The organism is Synechococcus sp. R50.1, assembly GCF_047462115.1.
Classification (GTDB): domain Bacteria; phylum Cyanobacteriota; class Cyanobacteriia; order Thermostichales; family Thermostichaceae; genus Thermostichus.
On sequence record NZ_JANSIN010000002.1, the window covers coordinates 86337 to 111403 of the forward strand.

The 25067-nt window shown below is 58.0% G+C and carries 30 protein-coding genes and 1 other RNA gene; 10 read left to right on the forward strand and 21 right to left on the reverse strand.

Annotated features, from left to right (window positions below; all coding sequences use genetic code 11):
- Positions 1 to 33 precede the first annotated feature (33 nt).
- A complete protein-coding gene (locus NW870_RS01165; protein ID WP_414329149.1) occupies positions 34 to 414 on the reverse strand; it encodes an Npun_F0494 family protein in 381 nt (126 codons plus the stop codon).
- A gap of 82 nt (positions 415 to 496) precedes the next feature.
- Between NW870_RS01165 and NW870_RS01170 the strand changes: the two genes are divergently transcribed.
- On the forward strand, positions 497 to 745 hold the full coding sequence (locus NW870_RS01170; protein ID WP_011433446.1) for a hypothetical protein: 249 nt from the start codon (positions 497 to 499) through the stop codon (positions 743 to 745).
- A 315-nt stretch (positions 746 to 1060) separates the two neighbouring features.
- On the opposite strand, the gene NW870_RS01175 is transcribed toward NW870_RS01170, so the two are convergent.
- Entirely contained in the window at positions 1061 to 1891 is an 831-nt protein-coding gene (locus NW870_RS01175) for a DUF1350 family protein (protein WP_414373454.1), read from the reverse strand.
- A gap of 319 nt (positions 1892 to 2210) precedes the next feature.
- On the opposite strand from NW870_RS01175, the gene NW870_RS01180 reads away from it, so the two are divergent.
- Together NW870_RS01180 and NW870_RS01185 are read left to right on the forward strand one after the other, a co-directional pair.
- The gene (locus tag NW870_RS01180; protein WP_414373457.1) at positions 2211 to 3266 is read left to right on the forward strand and encodes a TauD/TfdA family dioxygenase; all 1056 of its coding nucleotides are present in this window, start codon (positions 2211 to 2213) and stop codon (positions 3264 to 3266) included.
- 200 nt (positions 3267 to 3466) lie between these two features.
- Positions 3467 to 3649 carry a hypothetical protein gene (locus NW870_RS01185; RefSeq protein WP_414342619.1) on the forward strand — a complete coding sequence of 61 codons (183 nt, stop codon included), beginning with the start codon at positions 3467 to 3469 and terminating at the stop codon, positions 3647 to 3649.
- Positions 3650 to 3738: 89 nt separating this feature from the next.
- Here NW870_RS01185 and NW870_RS01190 read toward each other — a convergent pair whose 3' ends face one another.
- The 4 genes from NW870_RS01190 to crtE are packed head-to-tail and all read right to left on the reverse strand — an operon-like array spanning position 3739 to position 6713.
- Positions 3739 to 4581, reverse strand: a complete 843-nt coding sequence (locus NW870_RS01190; RefSeq protein WP_414350903.1) for a SirB1 family protein — start codon at positions 4579 to 4581, stop codon at positions 3739 to 3741.
- A 44-nt stretch (positions 4582 to 4625) separates the two neighbouring features.
- Positions 4626 to 5273 carry a hypothetical protein gene (locus NW870_RS01195; RefSeq protein ID WP_414373459.1) on the reverse strand — a complete coding sequence of 216 codons (648 nt, stop codon included), beginning with the start codon at positions 5271 to 5273 and terminating at the stop codon, positions 4626 to 4628.
- Positions 5274 to 5286: 13 nt separating this feature from the next.
- Positions 5287 to 5769, reverse strand: coding sequence for a divergent PAP2 family protein (locus NW870_RS01200; protein WP_414328881.1), 483 nt, complete (start codon positions 5767 to 5769; stop codon positions 5287 to 5289).
- Between the two features lie 50 nt (positions 5770 to 5819).
- Positions 5820 to 6713: a geranylgeranyl diphosphate synthase CrtE gene (gene crtE / locus NW870_RS01205; RefSeq protein WP_414342614.1), complete on the reverse strand. Its 894-nt coding sequence runs from the start codon at positions 6711 to 6713 to the stop codon at positions 5820 to 5822.
- Between the two features lie 243 nt (positions 6714 to 6956).
- Between crtE and hemE the strand changes: the two genes are divergently transcribed.
- Positions 6957 to 8057, forward strand: coding sequence for a uroporphyrinogen decarboxylase (hemE, locus tag NW870_RS01210; protein ID WP_414373461.1), 1101 nt, complete (start codon positions 6957 to 6959; stop codon positions 8055 to 8057).
- A gap of 77 nt (positions 8058 to 8134) precedes the next feature.
- On the forward strand, positions 8135 to 9118 hold the full coding sequence (locus NW870_RS01215; protein ID WP_414351237.1) for a glycosyltransferase family 2 protein: 984 nt from the start codon (positions 8135 to 8137) through the stop codon (positions 9116 to 9118).
- Here NW870_RS01215 and NW870_RS01220 read toward each other — a convergent pair.
- Positions 9073 to 9954, reverse strand: coding sequence for an inositol monophosphatase family protein (locus NW870_RS01220; protein WP_011433458.1), 882 nt, complete (start codon positions 9952 to 9954; stop codon positions 9073 to 9075). The genes NW870_RS01215 and NW870_RS01220 overlap by 46 nt on opposite strands.
- Before the next feature lie 141 nt (positions 9955 to 10095).
- On the opposite strand from NW870_RS01220, the gene NW870_RS01225 reads away from it, so the two are divergent.
- Positions 10096 to 12072 carry a protein kinase domain-containing protein gene (locus NW870_RS01225; protein ID WP_414373464.1) on the forward strand — a complete coding sequence of 659 codons (1977 nt, stop codon included), beginning with the start codon at positions 10096 to 10098 and terminating at the stop codon, positions 12070 to 12072.
- Positions 12073 to 12279: 207 nt separating this feature from the next.
- On the opposite strand, the gene ssrS is transcribed toward NW870_RS01225, so the two are convergent.
- Positions 12280 to 12467, reverse strand: a non-coding RNA gene (ssrS, locus tag NW870_RS01230) — 6S RNA.
- 85 nt (positions 12468 to 12552) lie between these two features.
- On the opposite strand from ssrS, the gene NW870_RS01235 reads away from it, so the two are divergent.
- The gene (locus NW870_RS01235; RefSeq protein WP_414356283.1) at positions 12553 to 13077 is read left to right on the forward strand and encodes a YIP1 family protein; all 525 of its coding nucleotides are present in this window, start codon (positions 12553 to 12555) and stop codon (positions 13075 to 13077) included.
- A gap of 198 nt (positions 13078 to 13275) precedes the next feature.
- Here the strand turns inward: NW870_RS01235 and NW870_RS01240 are convergent, their stop codons facing one another.
- The 4 genes from NW870_RS01240 to NW870_RS01255 form a co-directional block, all read right to left on the reverse strand.
- Entirely contained in the window at positions 13276 to 13503 is a 228-nt protein-coding gene (locus NW870_RS01240) for an indolepyruvate ferredoxin oxidoreductase subunit alpha (protein WP_011434056.1), read from the reverse strand.
- A 395-nt stretch (positions 13504 to 13898) separates the two neighbouring features.
- Entirely contained in the window at positions 13899 to 14543 is a 645-nt protein-coding gene (gene mreD, locus NW870_RS01245; RefSeq protein WP_414356284.1) for a rod shape-determining protein MreD, read from the reverse strand.
- The gene (gene mreC / locus NW870_RS01250; RefSeq protein ID WP_011434053.1) at positions 14521 to 15273 is read right to left on the reverse strand and encodes a rod shape-determining protein MreC; all 753 of its coding nucleotides are present in this window, start codon (positions 15271 to 15273) and stop codon (positions 14521 to 14523) included. The genes mreD and mreC overlap by 23 nt, the downstream gene beginning before the upstream one ends.
- 67 nt (positions 15274 to 15340) lie before the next feature.
- A complete protein-coding gene (locus tag NW870_RS01255) occupies positions 15341 to 16369 on the reverse strand; it encodes a rod shape-determining protein (RefSeq protein ID WP_414356309.1) in 1029 nt (342 codons plus the stop codon).
- A 204-nt stretch (positions 16370 to 16573) separates the two neighbouring features.
- Here NW870_RS01255 and NW870_RS01260 point away from each other — a divergent pair, with 204 nt between their 5' ends.
- The 3 genes from NW870_RS01260 to NW870_RS01270 are packed head-to-tail and all read left to right on the forward strand — an operon-like array spanning position 16574 to position 18174.
- Entirely contained in the window at positions 16574 to 16954 is a 381-nt protein-coding gene (locus NW870_RS01260) for a Rid family hydrolase (RefSeq protein ID WP_414356286.1), read from the forward strand.
- 27 nt (positions 16955 to 16981) lie between these two features.
- Entirely contained in the window at positions 16982 to 17695 is a 714-nt protein-coding gene (locus NW870_RS01265; protein ID WP_414373467.1) for an isochorismatase family protein, read from the forward strand.
- Positions 17696 to 17748: 53 nt separating this feature from the next.
- Entirely contained in the window at positions 17749 to 18174 is a 426-nt protein-coding gene (locus tag NW870_RS01270) for a VOC family protein (RefSeq protein ID WP_414356288.1), read from the forward strand.
- Here the strand turns inward: NW870_RS01270 and NW870_RS01275 are convergent.
- The 9 genes from NW870_RS01275 to NW870_RS01315 form a co-directional block, all read right to left on the reverse strand.
- Positions 18171 to 18764 carry an SAM-dependent methyltransferase gene (locus NW870_RS01275; protein WP_414373469.1) on the reverse strand — a complete coding sequence of 198 codons (594 nt, stop codon included), beginning with the start codon at positions 18762 to 18764 and terminating at the stop codon, positions 18171 to 18173. The genes NW870_RS01270 and NW870_RS01275 overlap by 4 nt on opposite strands.
- A gap of 133 nt (positions 18765 to 18897) precedes the next feature.
- Positions 18898 to 19665: an RNA polymerase sigma factor SigF gene (locus tag NW870_RS01280; protein ID WP_414356291.1), complete on the reverse strand. Its 768-nt coding sequence runs from the start codon at positions 19663 to 19665 to the stop codon at positions 18898 to 18900.
- Entirely contained in the window at positions 19652 to 19789 is a 138-nt protein-coding gene (locus NW870_RS01285; protein WP_414373471.1) for a hypothetical protein, read from the reverse strand. The genes NW870_RS01280 and NW870_RS01285 overlap by 14 nt, the downstream gene beginning before the upstream one ends.
- A gap of 428 nt (positions 19790 to 20217) precedes the next feature.
- Complete coding sequence (locus NW870_RS01290) at positions 20218 to 21396, reverse strand: tetratricopeptide repeat protein (RefSeq protein WP_414373474.1); 1179 nt, start codon at positions 21394 to 21396, stop codon at positions 20218 to 20220.
- Between the two features lie 24 nt (positions 21397 to 21420).
- Positions 21421 to 21726, reverse strand: coding sequence for a hypothetical protein (locus tag NW870_RS01295; RefSeq protein WP_414356294.1), 306 nt, complete (start codon positions 21724 to 21726; stop codon positions 21421 to 21423).
- Positions 21727 to 21754: 28 nt separating this feature from the next.
- Complete coding sequence (locus NW870_RS01300; RefSeq protein WP_414373477.1) at positions 21755 to 22567, reverse strand: hypothetical protein; 813 nt, start codon at positions 22565 to 22567, stop codon at positions 21755 to 21757.
- A gap of 110 nt (positions 22568 to 22677) precedes the next feature.
- Positions 22678 to 23991 carry a histidinol dehydrogenase gene (gene hisD, locus NW870_RS01305; RefSeq protein WP_414356296.1) on the reverse strand — a complete coding sequence of 438 codons (1314 nt, stop codon included), beginning with the start codon at positions 23989 to 23991 and terminating at the stop codon, positions 22678 to 22680.
- A gap of 35 nt (positions 23992 to 24026) precedes the next feature.
- Entirely contained in the window at positions 24027 to 24158 is a 132-nt protein-coding gene (locus NW870_RS01310) for a hypothetical protein (protein ID WP_414373479.1), read from the reverse strand.
- An 80-nt stretch (positions 24159 to 24238) separates the two neighbouring features.
- Positions 24239 to 24982: a hypothetical protein gene (locus NW870_RS01315; RefSeq protein WP_414356297.1), complete on the reverse strand. Its 744-nt coding sequence runs from the start codon at positions 24980 to 24982 to the stop codon at positions 24239 to 24241.
- Positions 24983 to 25067: the final 85 nt, after the last annotated feature.

A 25067-nucleotide genomic window follows, 5' to 3' on the forward strand; every position in this document is an offset into this window, starting at 1 on the left:
GGCGTTGAAAGTTGGATCCAGTGTAGGGGATCCTCAGGGAAGCAGCCGCCAGCGGGTCAGCCTATTGCGCAGGCGGTCTGCCCAGCTTGCCGAGATCCCGGCAAAAGTTTCATCCCTCTCCAGATCTTGCAACAACTGCCGACCCAGAGGTGCCAGACGGTACCGGTCGGTGATCCCCTGCCCATCCACTTCCCGTCGCAACAGCCCTACCTGAATCAGCCACATCAGCTCCTGATCCACCCGCATTTCCGATAACGGGCGTCGGCTGTAGCCCGCTTGAACGCCGGCCCAACCTGCAATCTTTGCCGGCGGGATCCCTTTTGTGCTCATGGCCTGCAGCAAGGGCAACCGAAAAGGGCTGCAAATCCAGGCACGCCAAGCCCTTCTGTACACTGACTCAGAGTCATGGAGCATGAGGGACAAGGGGAGTCCTTATGTTCTTATTCAATTCTGTCAATGGCCGTTGAGCAGCAGGCTTGTTACAATAAATTACGATATGTTGATCATCCTTGCCATTGTTGTCCTCCTGGGATTCTGGGCGCTGCGCTTGATGGAGCAGGCTTTTCAGAGTCAGGAGTTCTCACGCATGTTGGCAGGGACACTGGTGGCTGTGGCTGCCGGCGGCGTCTTGACCTGTTACTTTCTGATGAGCGATACCCTTCAGATGTTGTTTCATCTGCAAGCGCAGTCCCCCTCTTCCTACTCTCAAGATCTGCTCTCCGATTTGAGCTGGCTTGATCAGTAAATGGGCGGTCATGAGCTACACCAATGCAGTAGCTCCGCTAGCGAGGTTGTGACGCAGCTTTTATAGTCGTTTTAAGCCGGAATGAAACATTTCCATCTAGCTCCCCTCTCTTGCTGGGGGTAGGGCGGCAGCGGAGAACGCTTAGGGAGTGTTTCAATCTAGTTTGAAATGGAAGGCCAAAGTATCTGGGGTTATGGCATCCTCCTGCATCCGCAAGGATGGAGTAGCAAGACCTGCCGCCCGCTTGCCAACAGTGAGCGGGAGAAATCCTGCAAGCTGTGAAAAAATCCGTTGACTTGAGCCGCGGGAAGAATGTCAATGGGCCAATTGGGTTGCCAGCCAGGCTCGGATGCTTCGGATCATTTGGTGGTTGGGGGCCAGTAGGTTCTGGTAGATCAACTGTCCAAAAGCATCGATGGGGCTGAACTCTTGCCCGACTTGGAAAGGGTAGCTAAAACCCAGTGGAGTGAGGTGATCCCCCTCGAGATGCTGCCACTCGGTGTGGCCTTGATACTTGCGGCAAAGCTGCTGGTAGAGCAGAGGAATGTCGTCAATATCATCCTGTCGAAATTCTACGAGCAGGTTGTGTCTAACCGGATACTGCTCCTCAATTAAGCGGTTGGTTTCTGCTGGGGAAGGCTCGAACTCTAACCACAGGTTCACAGGCGGCGAGGAGGATCCCATCCACATCCGCCACAGATCGGCAAGCTGTTGTTGAGGCCAAGCTTGGGCCAACAGCCGCAGCAATGGCAAAGCCCGATCTAGCCCGGCATTGCTGTAGGCCAGGAAAATATTGCCTCGCCGCTGGGATCCCAGAGAAGGAACGGCTAGACAAGAGAGGATCTGCAACTTACAGCCCAGGCTATGACCCAAACCAAACAGGGGCAACTCCAGCAAACCCTTGCTTTGCAGGCTTCTGTGCAAAGATTGGGCTGCGTTGAGCGCCAGTTGGGCGTGATCGATATCGGTGGTGTAGGGGGTGGCAACAACGGCCATGCCCATACGGGCCAGTTCTTCCAGCAGGCGGCTGTAGAACACTTGCGGGGCAGCTCCCACAAAAGCTCCACCCAGAAAGTGAACGACGGCGCGGGGTTGAGGGGGCAGAAGGAACCAAGTATGCCCATCGGTTTGCCAAGTTGGTGCCATGGTGTTGCAACCTCGCCTGCGAGTTTGTTGAAGCTTTCCCCATAACCCAGCGCTCGGCAGATCCCACTTTGCCCACTTTACGCCGGTTCCCCGCGCTGGCCAGCCCCTGGAACTCATCCTAATGGACATCTTGCCCAGACATGGGGATCCCCAGTTAACTTCTGATGCAGCAGGCAAAACTCTGCCCCGCCTCAGACTGAGGTTCTAGCACCGAAGGGTAGTGCGCTACACTCGCCGAGATTGGGTTTTGAGTGTAGGATCCCTGCCCAAAAGTTGCTGTGGCTGCTATGACTAGGGCAGTGGGTGGTGAGGGATCGTGATGAAGACTTCACAGCTTGCAAAAGGATGCCTGCTGATCGATTGTCGGGGCTTTGATGAAAAGACGATAAACCTGTTTTTTGCACCTGGGCCCGATCCCTATCGGGAAACAGAAGAATTTCTCCTGGACTGCGAGATGCGGGCAGATGAGCTGCCCCGACATTTGCGGCGGGCCTTGCTGGAGTTTCAGTTGTATTCCAATTCGGAAGGGATCCTGCTGCTGCGGGGCTTGCCCGTGGATCCCGGACTAGACCATACCCGCACACCGGCTCTGGCGCAGCGCTCCGAGGAGAAAACCACTTTTGTCAGCGAACGCTGCTTGGCAATGATCGGCAGCCGCTTGGGGCATTTGGTCTCCTACATTCAAGAAAAGAACGGGGATTTGTTTCAAAACTTGGTGCCTACTCCCGGCAGCGAAGAAGTGCAATCTTCTGAGGGATCCCGCACTCGGCTACAGTTTCACCGCGAGACGGTTTTTCATCCCCACTCACCGGAGTTTTTGCTGCTGTTTTGCCTGCGCCCCGACCATGATCGTGTAGCGGAAACCACCTACGCCAGCATCCGTCATGTCCTGCCTCTGCTAGGAGAGCGAGAGCGGGAGCTGCTGTTTGAACCCCTGTATCGCACCGGCATCGACTACTCCTTCGGCAACCGGCAAGCCCTGATCAATGGACCCATTTTGCCGGTGCTGTATGGCCGTCGAGAGGATCCCTTCTGGAACTACGACGAAGACCTGATGGTGGGGCTCACCCCCGAAGCCAGTCTGGCTCTAGAAGCCCTGAGGAAGGGAATCCACGCTGTCTACCGAGGCATCAAGCTGGAAACAGGGGATCTGCTCTGTATTGACAATCGCCGCACCGTTCACGGACGGACTGCCTTCTCTCCCCGCTACGATGGCTTCGACCGCTGGATCCAGCGCTCATTTGTGGTGCGGGATCTCGGCCTTTCGGCAGGGGATCGCCATCCCGGTGAGCGCATCATTCGCACCGCCTTCGCAACAGATGATGAGGCCCAAGCTGCCCTCAATGGGGAGCAGGTCTGTCTCAGAAGATCCTGAGAAGTTCGCAGACTTCAGCGCCATCCATAGCTCAAGTCCGTAAAAGTACTATTGGCGATTTCCCCGAAAGGGTTTGGATGAGTCGCCCCAGATTCTGATGTCAAAATACGTGATCCTCACGATGGCTATCGCAGAGCGTTTCCAGCATTCTAGGCTTATGAGCCAAAGCCATCAATTCTTCTCACGATTGCGAGGTTAAGATGAGCATTCGCCAGATCATCGATGAGGTTTTACAATCTTCGGTTTTAACTCTGCAGCAGGAGTCCAGCATTAACCAAATCCTCTGGGAAAAAAACTATGATCTATCTGATCTAGAGGCTTTAGATAAGCTGGTGGAAGCCATTTTGCGCCAAGAGGTAAGGGCTGCTTCCGATCCCTGCTAGAAACCTAGCCTTGCTTGCAAACGACGGCAGATCTTGCTCAAAACTTACACACTTACACAACGCACAACTGAGAGCAATTGTGCATGCTCCTAGCATGAGTCGGGATGAGATTCCAATCTCTCGACAATTTCCCGGATTAAATGCTCATCAGAGCGATTGATCTCGGGGTGGAAAGGCGCCTGTTTTAAGTAGCGCTTGAGATCCTGGCAGGCTTGCTGCCAACGGCCCAACTGATAATACAACAGCCCGCGATCCCTTAGGTGGGGCAAGGATTCAGGGATCAACAACAAGATCCGTTCCGCTGCTGCCAAAGCGGGTTCCAGTTCGGCGCGGCTCAGATAAATTTGCTTGAGGTTGTTGAGCAAGCGTACCAAGATCAGGCGGGGAGGGGTGGGGCGTAGGTGGTGTTCTTGGAAAGGGATCCCAGGCCCGTAGATTTGCGACAAAAGCTCTTGACAATCTTCTGGAAATAAAATCTCCCCCTGCTGAAAGGGATCCACAAAAATCTCGGCGCCTGCAAACAGGGGCCGGATTAAAAAGTGGCCGGGCATGCCCACTCCTGCCATGGGAAAATCGATCCGCCGCGCCAGCTCTAGATAGATCAGCGACAGCGTAATCGGGATCCCGGTGCGCCGATCGATCACTTCGTTCAAAAAGCTGTTGCGTGGGTCGTAATAATCTTCGCGATTGCCACGAAAGCCCAGATCCTCAAAGAGATAGTGATTCAAGATCTTGATGACCCGCAGGGGATAACGCTCCGGGGGAAGGCGCTCTTGCACCTCTGCGGCCATCTCATCCAGAGCGGCCACATACTCTTCCACCTCCAGATCGGGATAGGCTTCTTGGGCAATCCAGAGGGCCGCCCGACCCAGATCGATGGGCTCCGATTGGATTTCAAGGGCAAAGCGTTGACGGGCAGCAGGAATGCTCATGAAATGTTAATATTAAATATTGAGGTTCTTTGCAAGGATCTCGGTTAGAACAGCAGCGTGCAAAAGCTGGTCAACAGCAAGGTCACCGCCGTCAGGAGCAGGCTAAAGCTCCAAAGCCGCAAAGCGGCAAGCAGCAGGATCCCGATCACCCAAATCAGCAGAGCATTCCAATAGGGTCGGTTGGGGGCTTTGGACACATTAATTTTCTGGAAGAAGGGCAGCAGGATGAACGATACATCCAACAACAGGCGCGGCAGCCGCAAATCGTCCGGCAGCGGCAGATCTCGCACCGCCAAATAAAGCAGCCCCCAGCTCAACAAAAGCGGGATTAGGAGCAGATAGTTGGATTCGGCCAGCAAGGGTCGATCCACCACCAGCGGAAACAGAGGGCTGATCCCCCAGAGCAGATAGAGGTAAAAGTTGAAGTTCAGCAGCGGCTGTAGCAGAGGGGGCACCTTGAAGCGTTGACCTTGGGATCCGATCCCGTTTACCTGAGCTGCGATTTTCTGGCCCAGGGATCCACCTTTTTGAGGGGTTTGCGCTGCCGGAGCCGCCCGCCAACCGCAGTGGTCGCAGTAGGGAGACTTGAACCGGTAGGCTGGGATCGGCTTGCCACAGGAAGGGCAACGTTGGATCGGACGAGGTTGAGAACTGGAAGCCATGACCACCCCGCGGTACTTCTGCCTTAGCATGCCCCAATGGCTCTCAGTTTACTCCCAGGGCAAACGACAATGTAATACAGGCTGCCCCCAAAGCCGCGCCGGCCATGACCTGAACGGGAGTGTGCCCCAGCAATTCTTTCAGGTAGGGTTCTGGAAAACGGTCGGCGCCCTTTTCTTCAAACCATTCTTCCAGGAGGCGATTCAGCACCCGCGCCTGTTTTCCAGCGGCTTGGCGGATCCCCGCGGCATCGTACATCACCACCAATGCGAAAACCACCGTCGCGGCAAACAGAAGGCTGTCCCAGCCTTCCTGCATCCCCACCCCAATGGACAAAGCCGTCACCAACGCTGCGTGGGAGCTGGGCATTCCCCCGGTTTCCACCAAGACTCGCAGGTTAACCTTGCCTGACCGCACATAGGAAAGGATCAGCTTGATGGCTTGGGCCAACACACTGGCCAGCAAAGCAACCCAGAGGACATGATTGGCCATCAACTGTTGCAGCATACGGCTCTCCAGCACAGACATGCGAGCAGGGTCTCCAGGGATCCCATCTGATCTTGTCCTCTTGTCCTGCCCTAATGCTGACGGCGAGTGATGAAGTCCGCCAGAGCCAGCAGCGGTTCTGCCCGCGGTCCGTAGGGGCGCAACGTTTCCTTGGCCGATTGAATCAGCTCCTCGGCTTTTTGCCGGGAGGCCTCTAGGCCCAACAAGCTGGGATAGGTGGCTTTGGCGGCAGCTTGATCCTTGCCTGCCGTTTTGCCCAGTTGCTCGCTGGTGGCGGTGATGTCCAAAATGTCGTCCACAATCTGAAAGGCCAAGCCAATATCGCGGGCGTAGCGGCTCAGGCGGTCCAGCAGCTCCTCATCTCCCCCCGCCAGGATCCCTCCCGAAACCACCGAGACTTCCAATAGAGCGCCGGTTTTGTGGCTGTGAATGTACTCCAGAGTTTCCAGGGAAATGGCTTTGCCCTCCGACTCCAGATCCACCACCTGTCCCCCCACCAAACCGGTTGCCGCCACAGCATGGCCAATGCGGGCGATCACCTGTAACACCAACTGCGGCGGTACCCCCTGAGTTTGGCTGGCAATGTGCTCAAAGGCAAAGGCCAGCAGGGCATCTCCTGCCAAGATGGCAATGTCTTCGCCGAACACCTTGTGGTTGGTGGGTTTGCCGCGGCGAAAGTCGTCATTGTCCATGGCCGGCAGATCGTCATGGATCAGCGACATGGTGTGGATCATTTCCAGGGCACAGGCGGTAGGCAGAGCCTGCTCCACAGTGCCGCCGGCCAACTCGCAAGCAGCCAGACAGAGGATGGGCCTGAGGCGCTTCCCCCCTGCCAATAGGCTGTAGCGCATCGCCTCGTAAATGCGCTCCGGATAGGCGGGAACCAAAGCTGCAGAGAGAGCTTCTTCCACCTGTTGCTGACGCTGGCTCAGGTAGGCTTTCAGGTTAAAGGTTTGGGCAACCAAGCGGGGTTTCCTCTCAACTCGGCAATGGGGGGATCCTTGTCGAGCCGTTCTTCAACAGACTTGTCAGGTGTCATTATCTCATGTCCACTTTAATTGGGGATCCCAGCCCAGAGGCCAAAAGGGTAAGAAGTAACAGCAAGTTGCAGCCGATGAAGAAACTGCAGGGATCCTGAGCCGCCAACTTGCGGTTGCTGTCGCCACGATGTCAGGATTCATAAGGATCTTTAGCCGGATTGCCCTCCTATGTCCCACTCGCCTGTTCAGCTCAGCGCCACCTCCTCCACCGCCAGCGGTGCGGAGCACTTGGGTGACCGTTTGCTGCGGGCGGCCCGAGGGGAAGTGCTGGATCGCCCTCCAGTTTGGATGATGCGCCAGGCGGGTCGCTACATGGCGGCCTACCGCGAGCTGCAAAGCAAGTACACCTTTAAGCAGCGTTGCGAGATCCCGGAGCTGGCCATCGAGATCTCGTTGCAACCGTTTCGGGCCTTTGCCCCTGATGGGGTGATCCTGTTCAGCGATATCCTCACCCCCCTTGAGGGCATGGGCATCCCCTTTGAGCTGGTGGAGCATCAGGGGCCGATCATCGACCCGCCGATTCGTTCGCAAGCCCAAATTGAGCGCATCCGCCTCCTGGAACCGGAAGAAAGTCTGCCCTTTATCAAGACCATTCTCAGCACCCTGCGCCGCGAGGTGGAAGGAAAAGCGACGCTGCTGGGATTTGTCGGCTCCCCCTGGACTCTGGCCTGCTATGCCGTGGAAGGGCGCAGCTCCAAAGATTATGCCCACATCAAAAGCTTGGCCTTCGCGCAGCCGCCATTGCTGCATCAGTTGCTGAGTAAGCTGGCCGACAGCATTGCCCGCTACGTGATCTACCAGATCGAGGGCGGCGCCCAGGTGGTGCAGTTGTTCGATACTTGGGCCGGACAGCTCAGCCCAGTCGATTACGAGTGTTGGGCCTTGCCCTACCAAAAGCAAATTGTGGATCAGGTGAAAGCTCGCTATCCGCAGGTGCCACTGATCCTCTACATCAACGGCAGCGCCGCTTTGCTGGAGCGGGTGGGCAAAGCCGGCATCGACGTGTTCAGCCTCGATTGGATGAGCGACATGGCAGAGGCCAGGGCTCGCCTGGGATCCCTAGCGGTGCAGGGCAATCTGGATCCAATGGTGTTGCTGGGATCCCCGGAGTTCATCCGGCAGCGCACCCTAGAGGTGATTCGAAAAGCCGGATCCCGTGGGCATATCATGAACCTGGGCCACGGCATTCACCCAAGCACTCCAGAGGCCAATGTCCATTACTTTTTCGAGACGGTGCGCCAGTCGGCAGAGCTCCTAAAAGCCCTCTAGCCCAACAGGCAGTGGGAACCCCTCTTCCCTGAGGTGTTTTTGCTCAAGGGCTGTACAGCCATCCCTAGGGATCCCCGGTGTACATCAGCGTCATCATTCCCACCTACAACCGCCGTCCCATTTTGGAGCAGTGTCTGCGGGCCCTGGCGCAGCAGCAGCCCGGCCCCTACGAGGGCTACGAGGTGGTGGTGGTGGACGATGGCTCCACCGATGGCACAGTGGAATGGCTGCAGAACAACCCCATCGGCTTGCCCCAGTGGAAACTGTTGCAGCAGGAGCACCGTGGCCCCGCCGCTGCCCGCAACTTGGGGTTTCGCCACGCCCAGGGATCCCTCATCGTCTTTATCGACAGCGACCTGGTGGTGGTGGATCACTTCTTGGCCAGCCACGCCCAGATGCTGCGACGACACGGCGTCACAGGGGATCCCCGCTCCCCCCACGAGGCCAAGGTCTTCACCTACGGGCGGGTGATCAACACGAGCAATTTTCAGGATCCCCGCTCTGAACCCTTCAAGCCCACCGATTTTTCGGCAGCCTTTTTCGCCACCGGCAACGTGGCCATTGCCCGCCATTGGTTGGAGCTGGCCTGCGAAACCCCCGCCGGCCCCTTTGACGAGCGGTTTCACCTCTACGGCTGGGAAGACCTGGAGCTGGGGGTGCGGCTAAAACGTTTGGGCCTGCGCCTGGTCAAGTGCCCCCAGGCCACCGGCTACCACTGGCATCCGCCCTTTGAGCTGCAGCAGATCCCAGGATTGATTGAGCGGGAACGGCAGCGGGGCCGCATGGGTATTCTCTTTTACCAAAAACACCCCACCTGGGCCGTGCGCCTGATGATCCAACTGACGCCCCTGCACCAATTCCTGTGGGGCCTTTTATCCCTGGGGGGCTGGCTGAACGAGAAGCGGGTGGAACCGCTGCTGCGCTGGCTGATCCGGCATGGCCGCTCGCAGTTGGCCTTGGAGCTGTGCCGGATTTTTTTCCTCAACTGGTACAACGTGCAGGCCGTTTACGAAAGCTACAGAGCGATGAAGGCGCGAAATAAGGGGATCCACTCGGCTTGAGCTGCCACCAGGGCGGGGTAAGTGAGTCGGCCATAATCCTTGCCGGGAATGAGAGGCTGGCCGGGATCCGGATCGGCACAGCTCAGGGGTTCCCAAACGGCGCCGGCCCCCTTGACAATGGCCCACACTGCCGCCACATCCCAGATCTTGGGCGAGCGTTCTACCGCCCCCAAAAGGCTGCCACCGGCCACCGCCAGCAGGTTGTAGGCAGCGCCCCCCAACATCCGCGCTTTGCAAGGGAATTGCGGGCTAATCCAATGGCTGCTGCGGGAACAGAAATTGAACAATTGGTTGGGGCCGGGTGAGGCGGTGCTAGGACGGATTGGCTGGGGACAGGCGGGATCCCGGTCGTGGCGGGTGAGAAAAGCTCCTGCTGCTGCATCCCCAGGAAACCGAGGCCAATAACCGTAAAAAGTCTGGCGGATGGGCGGCAGATGGACACAGCCAAACACCGGCACGCCCCAATGCAGCAAAGCCAAGGAGCTGCCCCAAATGGGGATCCCACGGGCAAAATTGGTGGTGCCATCCAAAGGATCCACTACCCAACACCACTCCTTCTCGGGAAAAATGTGGTTGGATTCCTCGCTCAGATAACCGTGATCGGGGTAGGCAGCGGCAATGGCCCCTTGAAAAGCGCGATCCGCCCACTGGTCAGAAGAGGTTACCAAGCTGCCGTCGGCTTTTAAGGACTCCGTCCCGCTGGCGCGAACCGTAGGGTGGGCCTGGCCAAAGTCTGCCAAGAGCTGGGATCCCACGCTGGCCGTAGCCTGCAAGGCAAACTCGGTAACCTCCAGCCAGAAAGGGGATAGAGCAGCAGTTGCAGAAGGAGCACTCATGCCCCAATCCTAGCGGGATCCCTGGCTTTTGGGGTGGAAAAGGGGTCGCAATGGCAGCGGATCCCTCACAAGCAGGTTCTAGGCCCATAAGCTGAATAGAATCAAATCATAGGTAAACTCCCCAGCTGGCCACCCTCCTCCATGAACCAGCGCCTGATTGGACAACTGATTGGCAACCGCTACCGGCTGACCTGCCACATCAGCGAGGGTGGCTACGGCAATGTGTTCGAGGCGGTGGATACCCAGCTCAATGACGAGCTGGTGGCCGTCAAGTTGTTGCGCCCGCCGCCCCCGGACATGGGCCCAGAGTACTACCAGCAACTGCAGCAACGCTTCATGGATGAGGCCAGGGTCAGCGCTCTGTTGGGCGAGCACCCCAACATCGTGCAGGTGCGCTCTTACGGCCTGTACCAAAACCAGCCCTACCTGGTGATGGAGTACCTGAACGCCAAACCCTACAGCGGCCAGGGGTTGGACTATGTGCTGGCTCGGGAAGGCCCCTTGCACCCAGAGCGAGTGGTGAACTTGGCTCTGCAAATTTGCTCTGCCCTGCACCACGCCCACAACTTTCAGATGGATCTGGGCAAGCACTCCATTCGCGGCGTCATCCACCGCGACATTAAACCCAGCAACATCTTTGTGCAGAAAGGGCCCGATGGGAAAGAGCGGGTCAAGATCCTGGACTTCGGCATTTCCAAGCTCATGGGGGAGACCTCTCGTGGCCTGACGCAGACGGGCTATTTTTTGGGCACGATGGTCTATGCCTCGCCCGAGCAAATGCGCGGAGAAAAGCTGGATGGCCGCTCCGACATCTATTCCTTGGGGGTGGTGCTGTACGAGCTGTTAACTGGTGCGTTGCCCTTCGAGCCGGATACCGACACCTTGCAAGGCTGGTACCACGTCCACAACTTTCAAAAGCCCCGCCCCTTCCAAGACCACAAGCTAGCCCACCCCATCCCTGCTGCTCTGGAGAGGGTCATCCTCCAGTGCCTAGAGAAAGACCCTGCCCTCCGCCCAGCCAACATGGAAGGGCTCAGCCAGCAGCTACAGGCTGTCTATGGAAACAAGGTTGCCCCTCCTGCCCCGTTCGTCCCCTCAAATTCCTCTCGTTCACCTCAAGGTGTTCGCCCCCCGCGGATCCCGACCGGATTTGGCCAGCCGACTTCCCAACAGCCGATGGGTCGAGCCGCCCCAGACGAGGAAGAAAAGCTACAACGGGCGGTAAGGCTGATCGAGGCAGGCGAGTACAAGATGGCCGTCCATCTGCTCAATGAGCTGATCCAGAGCGCCCCCAACGAAGCCCGCTACTATCTCTACCGCGGCCTGGCCCACCAACGGCAGGGACATTGGGGCCTTGCCCAGATGGATTATCAAGGGGTGCTGCGGCTGGAGCCGGGTAACCCTTCAGCGGAACAGGGGCTGCGCGAGGTGGAACAGAAGGTTGGGCAGGAACATGTCAACAGCAAGTCCGGCTCTCATCTGTTGGATGCACCCCTGAATGCACCCCGCCTGGGCAAAGGGTCGGCGTTGAGTTGGCTCTTGGCCAATTTGGGGGCGGCTGGGATCGGCTACCTGGGGCTGGGGGCATCAGCGCCTCTGCTGGCGGCTTTGGGATCACTACAAGAAGCGGTGGCTGGAGCCGGCCTTGGCTTGCTGATGGGGCTGCTGCAGTGGCTGGTGTTGCGGCGGCAGGTTTCGGTGGGATGGGTGGCTGCAACTTTGCTGGCCACGGCTTTGGGCTGGGCGGCGGCGGATTTCCTCGCTCCCCAGGTGGGGGTAGCAACCTCTGCTTTTAACCCGACGGATCCCTGGCTCCAAAATGCCTTGCGGGCGATGGGAGATGTGCTGCGCGGTTTGCTGGTGGGGGTTGGCGTCGGTGGGCTGCAATGGGCCTTGTGGTCTCAGGGCTGGAAAGGTGGCCGGGCTTGGCTCTTGGCGGCAGTTGCCGAAGGGGCAGGATCGGCTCTGTTGATGGGCTGGCTGCTGGCCAATACTGCCTTGAACAGTTGGCTGCTGCTGATCGTGGGGCTACTGGCCAACACGCGCCCCCTCAGCGCAATGGTGCTTTTGAATTTGCGCCGGATCCCTACTGTTCAAAATCAACAACAAGCCTCTTAGGCCCCAGGGATCCCGTTCCGAAAAACAACCGCAGTTCGACAGTCCCTTTGACTCTCTCTAGGAAAGAGGGGAGCCAGGAATTGAAATAGATCATCATGGTACTGGATCCACCTGGCTATGGGCAATTTGGCTTGGGATCCCGTAAAGCAATGGCAATTCAACTGCAACATTCAAGCAACAAAAAGGCCCCCTTTCGAGGGCTCTTTTGAGGATACTGTTGCGCCGTTTTACCGTGGTTTTCGACCTGGAAAATCCAGTGTAGGATACCGGGGATGATTGTTGATAGTTTCCAAATCTAAGTTTGGCTTACTGCTCTCACATCCACTTCCCATCCTAATTGTCGAAGGGTATAGATCGCAAAAACATAACGGCAGTCACCAACGCCGCAGAATCCTTTTCCAATCATACCCCATTTTTGGGATGTGCCTGTCAAGTGCTCATAAGGGCTAGGATGAAAGATAGCTTGACTTGTTGCCGGCCATGCTCGGTTCCTGGTTAGACAACATCTATGGCGCTTGGTTTCTGCCGGAGCGCACTTTTCGGGCACTGCGGGAACAGCCCGTTCTCTGGCAAGCCTTTGGGGTGGTGGGGCTGCTTAACGTCCTAGAGGCGATTCGCCGCTCTGGGGCAAGCCTGCCGAGCATGGTGCTGGCAGTACTGATGGGATCCCTGGGCTGGGTGAGTTTGGCGGCTTTGCTGCAGTTGCTGGCCTTCTGTTTAGGTCGGGCTGCCCCTTCCTTTTCGGCGCTGCTGTGCTTGACGGGGTTTGCCGGCTTGCCGTGGCTGCTGCTGGGGCCTGCTCAATCGTTGGGTGGGGTACTGGGATCCCTGCTGGGCCTTGCAGCGCTGCTGTGGTTTGTGGTTTGGCAGGTGCGGGCGGTAGCTGTAGCGCTGGATTTGGAGTGGTGGCGCCTGGTGGGCCTGATCCCATTGGCTTTCCTAGGGGGGATCCTGTCCCTGAGCTGGCTGACCAGCGGCGTCGTTGCTCTGGCTTCCTTGCGCTAAAGCTTATAGTTGTTTCAGGTTAGGGTGAGACGCCTGGGCTACCAAGAAAAGCCTTCTGGTTCTGCGTATTGTTGCTCCGCAACGCTGACGCGACGATGCGACCAGGGCTTTAGGTGTGGGTGCAGTGTCCTAGTTGGAGTTGAAATGATCATAATTCCCATTGGATCTTGGGGTGTGGCCAGGGATGCTTCCCCGGAATTAGCGGGGCACTCGCTGCAGATGCGGCTTTTCCTCCGGCAGAATAGCGCCCTCTACGGGGCAGACCTGTAAACAGATGCCACAGTCAATGCAGGTGGAAAACTCAATCCAAAAGTAGTCGGTGCCTTTGGCATTTTTGGTATCGCCGGGGTGGATGCAGGCGACGGGGCAAGCCTCTACACAGTCGGCCACACCTTCACAGATATCGGTGACAATTGTATGCGGCATGGATCCCTCCCAATGAACGCTCTAAGTCAAATCCTAAGTGCAGTTGCCACAAGGTCAGCCTTTACGTCGCCTGCGCTTCCTATGCTGTTGACTTTTTGATTAGAATGCGCGATATTTGCCCGAAGCTGCCTGAAAAAGATGGGACTTATATCTCAGTTCTAGGGTTCATTTTAGGCCAAAATTGCTCCCCAACGAAGAATTTTCCGGATTGTCGCTTTTTCTGACTTTGTCTGGGGCCTCTCAGCACAGCGCCAACATGTGGGAGGTCAGAGACAGTCGGCAAACCGGCTCCCGCCGCCTCGAGAGTTCTTTCTTGCCAAAAATGCCAAGGGACATACTCTGCTTTGGCCTAAGTTTTAACCGAAAGGTAGGATGATTTGCCACAAAACCAAAGGCTAAACCTCTCTGGGATCCCGCTCTTGAGATTGCCACCAACGGCTGAGGGGCCAGTACAAAGCAGGTGCCCAGAGGCTACTTAAAATAGCAGACGTGAGGGCATTGCGTTGATGGTTCCACCAGATGCTCTCCAGAGAACGCGAACCGTCGCCGCCGATGCTGCCGAAAGAGTGAAGGGAGTTCCCCAATCCATCCAGCAAAGTTTGCATTCCCGCCGGATCCAGGCCCTCGGATCCCTGGGAGGCGGCAAGCCACATCCACTGCAGCGCCATCAGGGTTTCGGCAATCACCACCATACCAAAAACGATCAAGGCCACCGAGATGAAGTCTTCTTGCATGTAGCGTTGTTTTTGCAGCTTGGCGGTGAGGATCCCGACTACGGCCAGCCCCAGCGCATGGGTAGGACAAGGGCTGGTCAGCGCATCTTGCAGAAAACCCAGGGTGACCCCGGCAACAGCTCCCTGCCAAGCTTTACGCCGCACACTCCAGCACACCACCCAGATCAAGGGCCAATCTGGGGTTAAGCCTGCCAGCTCCAAGCCCGGCCCGCGCCACCAAGGGGCCACTGCTGCCAGCAATCCTGATAGGGCAGTCACCACCCAGTTGAGGTGAGACTTGAGCTTAAGAATCAGAGGGTTGAGCATAGCGGTAGATCAAGGCCCATTCCAAGAGGCCCAGCGGCGCCGACAGTTCGACAGTGGCTTGGGGGGCAGGGCTGGCATCCAAGTTGACCGCTCGAACCGTTCCCACCACCACCCCGGCTGGGTAAAAGCTGCTCAGGCCCGAGGTCACCACCACATCCCCCACCTCTACTTTGGGAGCCTTGTCGAAAAAATCCAAAATGGCGCTCTGGGTGCCCGTACCCCTCAGGATGCCCATGTGTCGGCTGCGACTCAACATCACCCCAACACGGCTGGTGGGATCGCTGATCAGGAGCACTCGGCTGGTGTTGGGCGTGACCGACTCAACTCGCCCGATCAACCCGCCCGGCGCCATGACTACATCTCCCACCCTGACTCCATGCCGGCTGCCGCGGCTGAGGGTGAGCTGTTGCCACCAGTGATCGGCGCTGCGACCCACCACTGCTGCCGGGATCCCCGCTTGGGGCATCTGCTCGGTAAATTGCAGCAGCCGCTTCAGCTCGCGGTTTTGGTACTGCAGCTCGGCTACCAGGGCTTGCAGCTCACGGTTGGCGGCCTGGCTGAGCACCGCGGCGGGATCCACAGGTGGACGGGCCGGGGCGGTGATCCAACTGTACAGCTCCACCAACAGGGATCCCTGGGTTTGGCGCAAGCCCAATGCTACCCCCATCGCCAAAGCAGACAGGAGTAACCCCAAGCCGTAGCGCCTCCACCATTGGCGTAGCCGATTCAAGCAATACCTCTCCGACCCACTCGACTCACACCTCAAATCAGGAAATCAGGGAGAGGGAGAAGCGCCTCTAGCCCTTGAAGCTGCCGCTCAACACTCGACCCAAGGTTTTGAAATCCTCCAGAACTCGCCCTGTACCCAGCACCACACAACTGAGGGGATCCGGAGCAATGTGAACCAAGATCCCGGTTTCATGGCTGATCAGGGCATCCAGACCCTTGAGCAAGGCTCCTCCGCCGGCCAGCATGATGCCGCGGTCGATAATGTCGGCAGCCAATTCCGGTGGAGTGCGCTCCAGGGTGCGCTTAATGGCTTCCACAATCACCGAGAGGGGCTCGGCCATGCTCTCGCGGATTTCGGTGCTTTTCACCGTAACGGTACGGGGTAAACCGGAGAGCAGGTGTAACCCGCGCACCTCCATGGTCAGTTCCTCTTGAATCGGGTAGGCAGAACCGATCTGAATCTTGATCTCTTCGGCAGTGCGCTCCCCGATGGTGAGGTTGTGGACTTTTTTCATGTACTGGGCGATGGCCTCGCTCAGTTCATCTCCCGCTACCCGCACCGACTCGCTCAGCACGATCCCCTGCAAGCTAAGGACGGCTACCTCAGTGGTGCCGCCGCCGATGTCGATGATCATGTTCCCGGTGGGCTCTTGCACCGGCAGCCCGGCCCCAATGGCTGCTGCCACCGGCTCATCCACCAAATACACCTCCCGCGACCCGGCCTGGAGAGCGGCTTCCATCACAGCCCGTCGCTCCACTCCGGTCACGCCGCTGGGGATCCCAATCACAATGCGCGGAGCAATGAGGTACCGGCCCTCGTGTACGCGGTGGATGAAGTGTTTTAGCATCATCTCCGCCGTGTCGAAGTCGGCAATCACCCCATCTCGCAGAGGACGCACCGCCACGATGTTGCCTGGGGTACGGCCCAACATTTTTTTGGCATCTTCCCCCACAGCCAGGGGTTGCTTGGTGTTTTGGTCGATGGCAACCACAGAGGGCTCTTGCAGGACAATGCCTCGCCCGGCCACGTAGACCAGCGTGTTGGCAGTGCCCAAATCAATGCCCATATCACGGGAAAATCGGCTGAAGAACCCCACGGTAAGTCGCTCCAGTCTTGACTTGGGAAGAAGCAGCAAGCTTCGGTACCTACTATAGTCTAGCTATAGTCTAGTTCTGCTAGAGAATCTCCCCCGAAGATCGGGAATCTGCTCCAGAGAAACCGGCTGTAGCTGTATCCCAGCCAACTGTGGAAGATTAAATTCGCCGCTAAGGTGCAATCCTGTTGTGATTCGGGATCCCATATGCCTAAGGTTGCCATTGCTCCAGCCGGATATCCGGCCATCGCCCCCTATTCTCCCGGCGTGAAGGTGGGCAATACCCTCTACATCTCGGGCACATTGGCCCTAGATCCGGAGGGCAAGACGGTGGGATCCGACATCGCCACCCAAACTCGCGTGGTGTTGGATCTGATTAAAAGCGTCGTTACAGAAGCAGGAGGAACGATGGAGGACATCGTCTTCTGCAGCGTTTTCTTGACCGACTACGCCAACTATGCGGGCATGAACGCCGTATACAAAGAGTATTTTCCGGGGGTATTACCGGCTCGATTTGTGGTGAAAGCAGACTTGGTACGTCCTGATCTGCTGGTGGAAATTGCTGCCGTGGCCCACATTGGGGCTTGAGGATTTGAGTCTATTTGGAGATTTTCAATGCCGACTCCTATTGTGATCCCCAGTCGCCCGGATCCGGTTACCTTTCAGTTGGAAGAAACCGCCTTGATCGTGGTGGACATGCAAAATGCCTACGCCAGCAGGGGCGGGTATGTGGACCTTTTGGGTAGTGATCTCGGCGAAGCGCCGGCGGTCATTCAGGTTATCGCCCGTGTGCTGGAAGCGGTTCGCCCTTTACAAATGCCGATCATCTTTACTCAAAATGGCTGGGATCCCCAACTTGAGGAGGCAGGTGGTCCCGGCTCCCCCAATTGGTACAAATCCAACGCCCTGAAGTTGATGCGCCAACGGCCCGAGTTGTCAGGAAAATTATTGATTAAGGGCACGTGGGACTATGATTTTGTTGAGGCATTAAGACCTCTCCCTGGAGAAATCGTTCTCCAGAAAACTCGCTACAGTGCTTTCGCCGGAACTCATTTTGATATGCTGCTGCGGCAGCGGCGGATTCGCAATCTCGTGTTTACAGGCATTGCCACCAATGTCTGTGTGGAATCCACCATCCGAGAAGCTTTTCACCGCGAATATTTCTGTTTGCTGCTATCTGATTCCACCCTGCAGGTGGGGCCGCCCCTGCTCAAGGAGGCCGCCTTAGCCAATATTGAGAAGTTTTTTGGCTGGGTTTGTAGCAGCGATGAGTTTCTCCAGGCTTTGCAAGCTGCTGTGCCGACACGGGTTGGTGCAAAGACTGCATAAGGGGGTTCTTCGACGTGGAGCATTGAGGAACTAAGATAAAGCAACTCGGTCTTTTGGCGGTTGCGATGCAGCTCTCCGGCGCCTTGGTCAGCGTGGCTACCCCAGACTTGCCCCGTCTGCAGCGCTTCTATCGGGCTCTCTTGGGGATCCCTCCCCAAGTCCAGCTTCCAACAGAGGGGGATCCGGTGTACGTGGAGTTTCGTCTGCCGGGGTTGCGGCTGGGCCTTTATCGCAGCCGTCATCTCGATGGTGGTGCCCAAACCGAAGCGGTGAGCCTCTGCCTACAGGTGCAGGATTTACAGGGATCCCTGACAACACTGGAGGGGTTGGCGGAAGCTTATCAGATCTCCATTTCCCCTCTGCGACAAGCCTTTCACGGACAGGAGGTGGATTTTCGGGATCCCGATGGCAACCGGATTGTACTGCACCAGCCTTCTGCTGCTTTTGGGGAAGCGACAGCCTGGGATCCCCAGGGTTAGATCCGCCAAAGGTAGATGGTGTAGGTGTTGATGACATCCGATACGGTGGTGGTGGCGGTGGGGGGCCAATCCCCCATGTCGAAGGAGTGGGTGACCAGACGAGCGCCGGGCCGAAGCTGGGAGCGCAACTTGTCTCGGATCAGCAGGTGGGAGCTGGGCAGCAAATAACAACTCACCACCGTCGCCGGGGTTAAGTCCAGAGTGAGCAGATCCTGCTGGAGAAAGGTGACTCGATCCTGAACTTGGGCTTCTTGGGCCCGCTGTTGGGCTTCCAGGATGCGCTCCGGGTCGATATCCACCCCCACGCCCCGCGTGCCAAAGCGCTGTGCCGCCCGGATGAGAATGCGGCCATCCCCACAGCCCAAGTCGTACAGAGTATCCTCGCTCCCCACCTGGGCCAAATCCAGCATGGCATCCACAACCAAGGGCAAGGTGCGCACATAGGGGGCTAAGCGGATTCCCTCTGGACTTTGCCGGTTGGACTGGCGTTGGAAGAAGGGATCCCTGACCACCGAGTTCTGACCGAGCTTAGGCTTGAAACCGCGGGGTGCCAAGGGTCGATCCCGAGAAGAGCGGTTTTTTCTATTCATCAAATACTCTCGTCCATGTTTCCATCAGTCTATCAATCTGTTGCGGTACAGAGCCCTCGCTGTTCTACAGGGTGGAAAGCCACCGCCAGTTGCGTCGGTTCCAGCATCTCGAAAAATATTCTGATTCAACAACTTAAAAAATATCTTGATTCAACAACTTGGCCAGACGTTCCAGCCCCTTTTTGACTTGGCGGGAAACGGTAACGGCGCTGATCCCCAGCCGCTCTGCCGTTTCTTTTTGGGTGAGGTCGTAGAAGAAGACAAATTCCAAAATCTTGCGGGTGCGTTCCTCCAGCTTGGCCAAGGCATGCTGTAGGCGAATGCGGTCTTCTTCGGCCAGTTGAAAACTGCGGTAGCGCTGATCCGGAACGACCTCCCCCAAAGCGACGCTGTCTTCCTCGGTTTGAATCGGGGCATCCAGGCTGAGCAAAAGGCTGTTTTGTTGAGCCAGTTCCAGCTCTCGCCATTCCTGCTCCGTCAGTTGTAGGGCTTCTCTCACCTCGGCCTCAGAGGGAGAACGGCCCAACTCTTGCCGCAGACGGGCAATCACCTTCTTGGCTTGTCGTTGCAGAGTTGTCCAGCGGCGTGGGATCCGCATGGTGGGGCTCTTGTCTCGCAGGTAATGTTGAATTTCTCCGCGAATGTAGGGCATGGCAAAGGAGCTGAAAGCCAGCCCACGGGTAATATCAAACCGTTCGATGGCCTGAATCAAACCCAAGCAGCCAACTTGGACCAGGTCATCGTACCCCTCATTGCACTGGTTGCGCCAGTGATGGGCTTCTTTGCGCACCAAGCCCATGTTTATTTCCACCAGTCGATTGCGCAGGGCCGGATCCCGATTCTGGTGGTACAGCCGCAACAGTTCGGCGGTTCGGGCTTTAACATCCTCATGAGATGCCATAGATCCACATGCGGCTGGGAATCCGGTCTTGGCCAAAGGCAATGGAGTGGAGGCCGCCGGTCGCCTCGGTGAGACGGAGTTCTTGGGAGAGATCAGGCGAGGGGCCGTTATCATAGACAACCACTTTACCGATTTGCCGAAAATAACTGTAGAACAAGCACTCAAGGAACTCGAAAACCATTCAAAGGTTGAGGATCCCACCCACAACCAACACCCATCCAGTCAAGAGACGCTTTTGCCCAGCCAGACCCTGCGCAAGCAGGTGCTACAGGGCTACAGGGATGGCGTTAGAAGCACAACCGGACACTGTTGAGATTTGCCAAGAGCTGGAACGTTCTTAGTTTGACCAGGTTTCTTGACCCAAGCAACAGCATCTCCACGGAAAATCGGCGGGTTTCATCGGCAAAAGAGCGCAATTTTCCCGTAAGACCCAACGAAATTGCCGGATTTCTGTTGTTGGCGTGCTCTCGTGGTTATTGGTAATTGGGTCAGGTTGGCGGTGAAACAGCCTGTGCATTCCAGCCTCTCCTCTCCTTCTGGGAGGTGAGAACGTCAAGAGGCTGTTCGTGACAGCGGCGGGGGGTTCTTGAGGGGTTCCGTGCCGGCGAGAGCTACCAAAAACGACGCAAAACTCGGCTCCTCGCGAATGGGGTGGAAATAGGGTTCAGAGGAGAGCAAGGGGCGGTAGCGCTCCGGCTCCAGGCGTAGGGCTTGCTCCAGGGCTTGTAGGGCCTGAGGCACTTGGCCTTCCCAGGCGCAGCAGCAGGCTTTGGCGTAGTGAGCCTCGGCATTGTCGGGATCCATCTGCAGGGCCCGATCAAAACTCTGGATGGCCAGCTCGTAGAGGTTCAAGTCCATCAGAACCAGGCCGCGCTGCACCCAGATCTGAGGGCGTTTGGGATCTTGCGCCAGGGCACGGTCGTAGCTGTTGAGGGCCTCCATCGGGTTGCCGAGGCGGTGGTGGGCAAGGGCGTGGCCGGCCCAGAGAGAGACGGATTCGGATCCCAGTTGCAGGGCTCGTTCGTAGCTGGCCAGAGCATCGGCGTAGCGCTCTAGGTGAAACAGAGCCAGCCCCCGACTCTGCCAAACTTGAGCATCGACGGGGTTGATGGCGAGGGCTTTGTCGTAGCTGATCAAGGATCCCTGCCACCGCCCCAGAGAGGCTAAGGTTAGCCCGTGCAGGTACCACGTTTCCGGGCTATCGGGGCTGAGAGCAAGAGCGCGCTCGTAGGCGCGTAGGGCTTCTTCGTAGCGGCCCAATTGCCGCAGCGTGTTGGCCTGGTTAAAGCGGGCCTCAAAAAAATCCGGCTTCAGTTGCAGAGCCCGCTCATAGCTGGCCAGAGCTTCCTGATGGCGACCGAGATCGTCCAGCAGAGAACCACGGTTGTTCCAGGCTTCGGGGAAATCCGGCTTCAGCTCCAGGGCGCGGTCGTAGCTGGCGAGGGCAGCTTGGGCTTGCCCCAGGTGGTCGAGGGTGGTGGCGCGGTTGTACCAGGCAATGGGATCCTGCGGCTGATCTCCCAGCGCCTGCTCGAACGGCTCCAGTTGAGCCGCTTGTTCCGCCGAAAGAGCCGATGGGTCAACCGCCGGGACGGGCGAAACGGTTGTCGATTCTGGGGAAGCAGCACGCTTCTGCCGCCGCAGCCACCAGGCCCAACCCCCGGCCAAAAGCAACAGGCCCACCCCCAGCACCAGCACGCCCAAGTCGGTCGGGGCAATCGCAAACGGCATGATCCACTGCCTCTCTTCGCGCCTTTACATCATCACCAAAAAGGGCAAGGGATCGCTCGGCCCTGCCGGCGAGATCAGCTCAATGCGCTTCTCACCGGGGTAGGTGCTGGGATCGATCTCGAAGGTAACCGTCAGGTGCTCGGCACTGGCCTGCACCGGCTCTCGGGATCGCCCCAAGGGATCCCCAAAGCTGACCCGGATCCCTTTGCCCGCCGGGCTGACTCGGATTTCCGTCACCTGATCCAGATGGGATCCCTCTAGGGTACAGACGATTACATCCCCGACAAAGGCCTCCAGAGGCCAGCCCCGCCGCACCACCGGTTTGGACATGGTTGTCGCTCCCACAGGCTTCTGCATCTCAGTTTAATTTTTCATTTTCCCCTCCCTGCTCCAGCCCAAAACGGCTTTGGTGGCAGAGAGGCTCTCCCCCCTTGGGCCGGATCTCCTGCCACCCCTGTAGAGAAGAGGGAGTTGGGGAAAGGGCAACGGCAGGCGCTCGCAGCAACACCTGGCGGTCTGGGCCCACGCTCACCAAGCGGGGCATCTCTCCAAGGCTATCGGCCACCGCAAACAGCACCCGCTCTCGCGCCTGGGGATCCCAGCCCAGCAGCTGCGCATACCCCAGCGCCGGCGGCGGATCCCAGATTTGCACCGGTGGGATCCCTGTCGAGCCGGTGGGCAAGGGCCAGACCACCGCCCGATCCCAGCTCAAATCGGTTTGGAACCAGCCTTCGTACTCCCGCGCCAGCAAAGTGTTCCCCTGCCAGGCCAAAGGCAGGATCATGGCAAAATCCAATGGCTCGGCAGGGTCGTACACAGACGCCGAGGCTTGATAAACGACTTGCAGGGCTTGAGTACGGGTGTTCTCGGCAAACAACACACTGGTCAACCGACCAGCCTCGGGTGTAGCCACCAAATCCAGCCGTGTGTACACCTGCCACTGGGGATCTGGCGCCGGCAGGGGATCGCTGCGCAACAGGCCAACCACCGTGCATTGCCGTTGCCGGGCTTGCTCCTGCAACCCATACACCCAATCCCAAGGGATAGAAACAGCAGAAGAAGAACTCCGTTGCACCGACAGAGCGGCATCCTGTTCGCGACAGCAGTGGGGAGAAGGGATCCTGCCGGAGGAAGACACTGCCGGATTCGCCAGCAACAGAGCCCAGCTCATCCCAACTGCCGCAAGCCCCCACTGCCCCTTTCGCCTGACCCAACCCGTCATCCTGCCCTCCGGTACGCGACCACGGCTGTAAGGCTTGAGACAAGGCTTTTGCAAACCCTCTAGCCTCCTTCTGCCAACCGCACCTGCACCGACTGGCCATGGGCAGGCAACCCCTCCGCCTGGGCGAGGGCCTGAATTGCGCTGGCCACCTCCCGCAAAGCCGCTGAGCCGTATTGAATCAGACTGGAATGCTTTAGGAAAGTTTCTACCCCCAGAGCCGAGGCGTAGCGGGCTGAGCCTGCCGTAGGCAGGGTATGGTTGGGGCCGGCCAGGTAATCTCCCACCGCCTCTGGGGTATGGTGGCCCAAGAAAATGGCCCCCGCATGGCGAATGGGATCCAACAAAGCCCAGGGATCGGCCACCTGCAATTCCAAATGTTCTGGCGCAAACAGGTTGGACAAGGCCACCGCCGTTGACAGATCCGGCACCACCGCAATCAGACCGTAGTTCACCACCGACTTTTCCACCATCAGACGGTTGGGATGGGCCTCCATCTGGGTGGCCACCGCCTGCTGCACCTGCTGGGCCAGCTGGAGATCGGTGGTCAGAAGGATGGCCGCCGCCAGGGGATCATGCTCGGCTTGGGCCAGCAAATCGGCAGCCACATAAAGAGGGTTGGCGCTCTCATCGGCGATGATCAACACCTCCGAAGGCCCTGCCAGGGAGTCAATCCCCACTGTGCCGTACACCAGCTTTTTGGCCAACGTTACGTAGATGTTGCCGGGGCCGGTGATCACGTCCACCTTGGGGATGGTCTCGGTGCCGTAGGCCAAAGCTCCTATTGCCTGAGCCCCCCCAACGCGATAGATGGTCTGGATCCCGGCTTCTTGGGCAGCCACCAAAATGGCCGGGCTAATCCCCTTGCCCCCCAACCCGTCAGATCCCGGTGGCGTCACCATCACAATCTCGGGCACCCCCGCCACCTGGGCCGGGATGGCGTTCATCAACACAGTGCTGGGGTAGGCGGCCCGCCCCCCCGGAATGTAGAGGCCGGCGCGATCCACAGGGCGGTATTGCTTGCCCAAAACGATCTCAGGGCCGGGAAAGCTCACCCAACTGCTGGGCACCCGCTGCCGGTGAAAAGCCTCAATGCGCTGCTTGGCCAGCCGTAAGGCTGAAAGCAATTGCGGAGACACCGCCTGGTAAGCCGCCTCCAGCTCGGCCCCAGACACCTTCAGTTCGGCAACGCTCAGCTCCACCTGGTCAAACTCAGCCGTATAGGCCAGCAGGGCACGATCCCCCTGACGGCGTACCGCTTGCAGGATCTCCCGCACGGTTGCTTCACGGTGCAGGTTCTGGTCAGCCTGAGTGCGCTCCGAGATCCGTCTAAGCTCGGCTTCAGCCTCGGCTAGCTGGGTGACGATTCTCAGCATGGCAACTCCTTCGCATAGCGCGCCGTAACCCCATACTAGCGAGGGATCCGGCGGCATCGCGGTAGCAAATGCAGATCTTCGGCTGCACCGGTTTCGGCGACAAGAGGAAACATCTCCAAGCAGGGATCCCGTCTGCACCTGGCGTGATCCGGGTTGATCATGGTCATAGCTTAGCCTGGATTTTCCTCGACCAAGAGCCGGGTAGAGTTCGCCGATAGCCCTACTCAGGAAAAAGACTGGCCCCTTTTCATAGGCGCAGTTCTGACGATTTGATCAAGTTGCGAAAATCGTGGATTACCTCTTCACAGCGACGGAAAAAAGCCAGCACCCAATCCCGTAGCACCCTTTGCTGAGATTCGTCCAGTTCCTTGAGGGATCCCCGGTAGTGGATCTGGCCACTGCGCTCGATCTCGAACTGGTTAAGCCATTCTGCTTGGGATCCCTGGCGTTCCACCACTTCCTGCCGTGCTGCCTTCCAATAGTTGACGATCACCGCCTTGCCCAAATAGCCGCTTGTCATCTGGCAGAGACGGTTCAGAGATTGCACGAAGACATCCATCTCCATGCGCGGGCCCGCCGCAGGAGCGGAACTGGGCTGGGTAGCGTTCCGGCCTGCCTCCGCCTGGCTGGTAAATAGACGAAAGGTGGCCAAGCCCTTTGGCGTATCCTGCTGCAGCTCGGCTCGCAGGCGGTTCACGGCCAAGGTGTAAACCGGCATCACCAGCTCGTCATTCACCGCCACCAGCAGCGCCCATTCCGGCCCAAGGGGGTAAACGAAAACCCGCTGCTCGGCAAACTGAAAATCAAAATAGTCAAGTCCTGGGGGCATGGTCTCCAAAACTTGAAACAGCCCTTCGGTAAGGGCTTGCTGCTGTCGGCTATCCAAATCCTGAAAAGAGCGGTAGAAGAAAGGGCGACCTGCCCGACTCAAGAGCGCCACCCCCATCACCCCACGGATGGACAAAAAACTGTCGAGCGTTTCCTTCTCCATGCCCACTCAACTTGGATAACACTCTTACTCTTATCCTGACTTAGATTGCCCGAGGGTGGGCGAGCACAACCAACCGAGAGCTGGA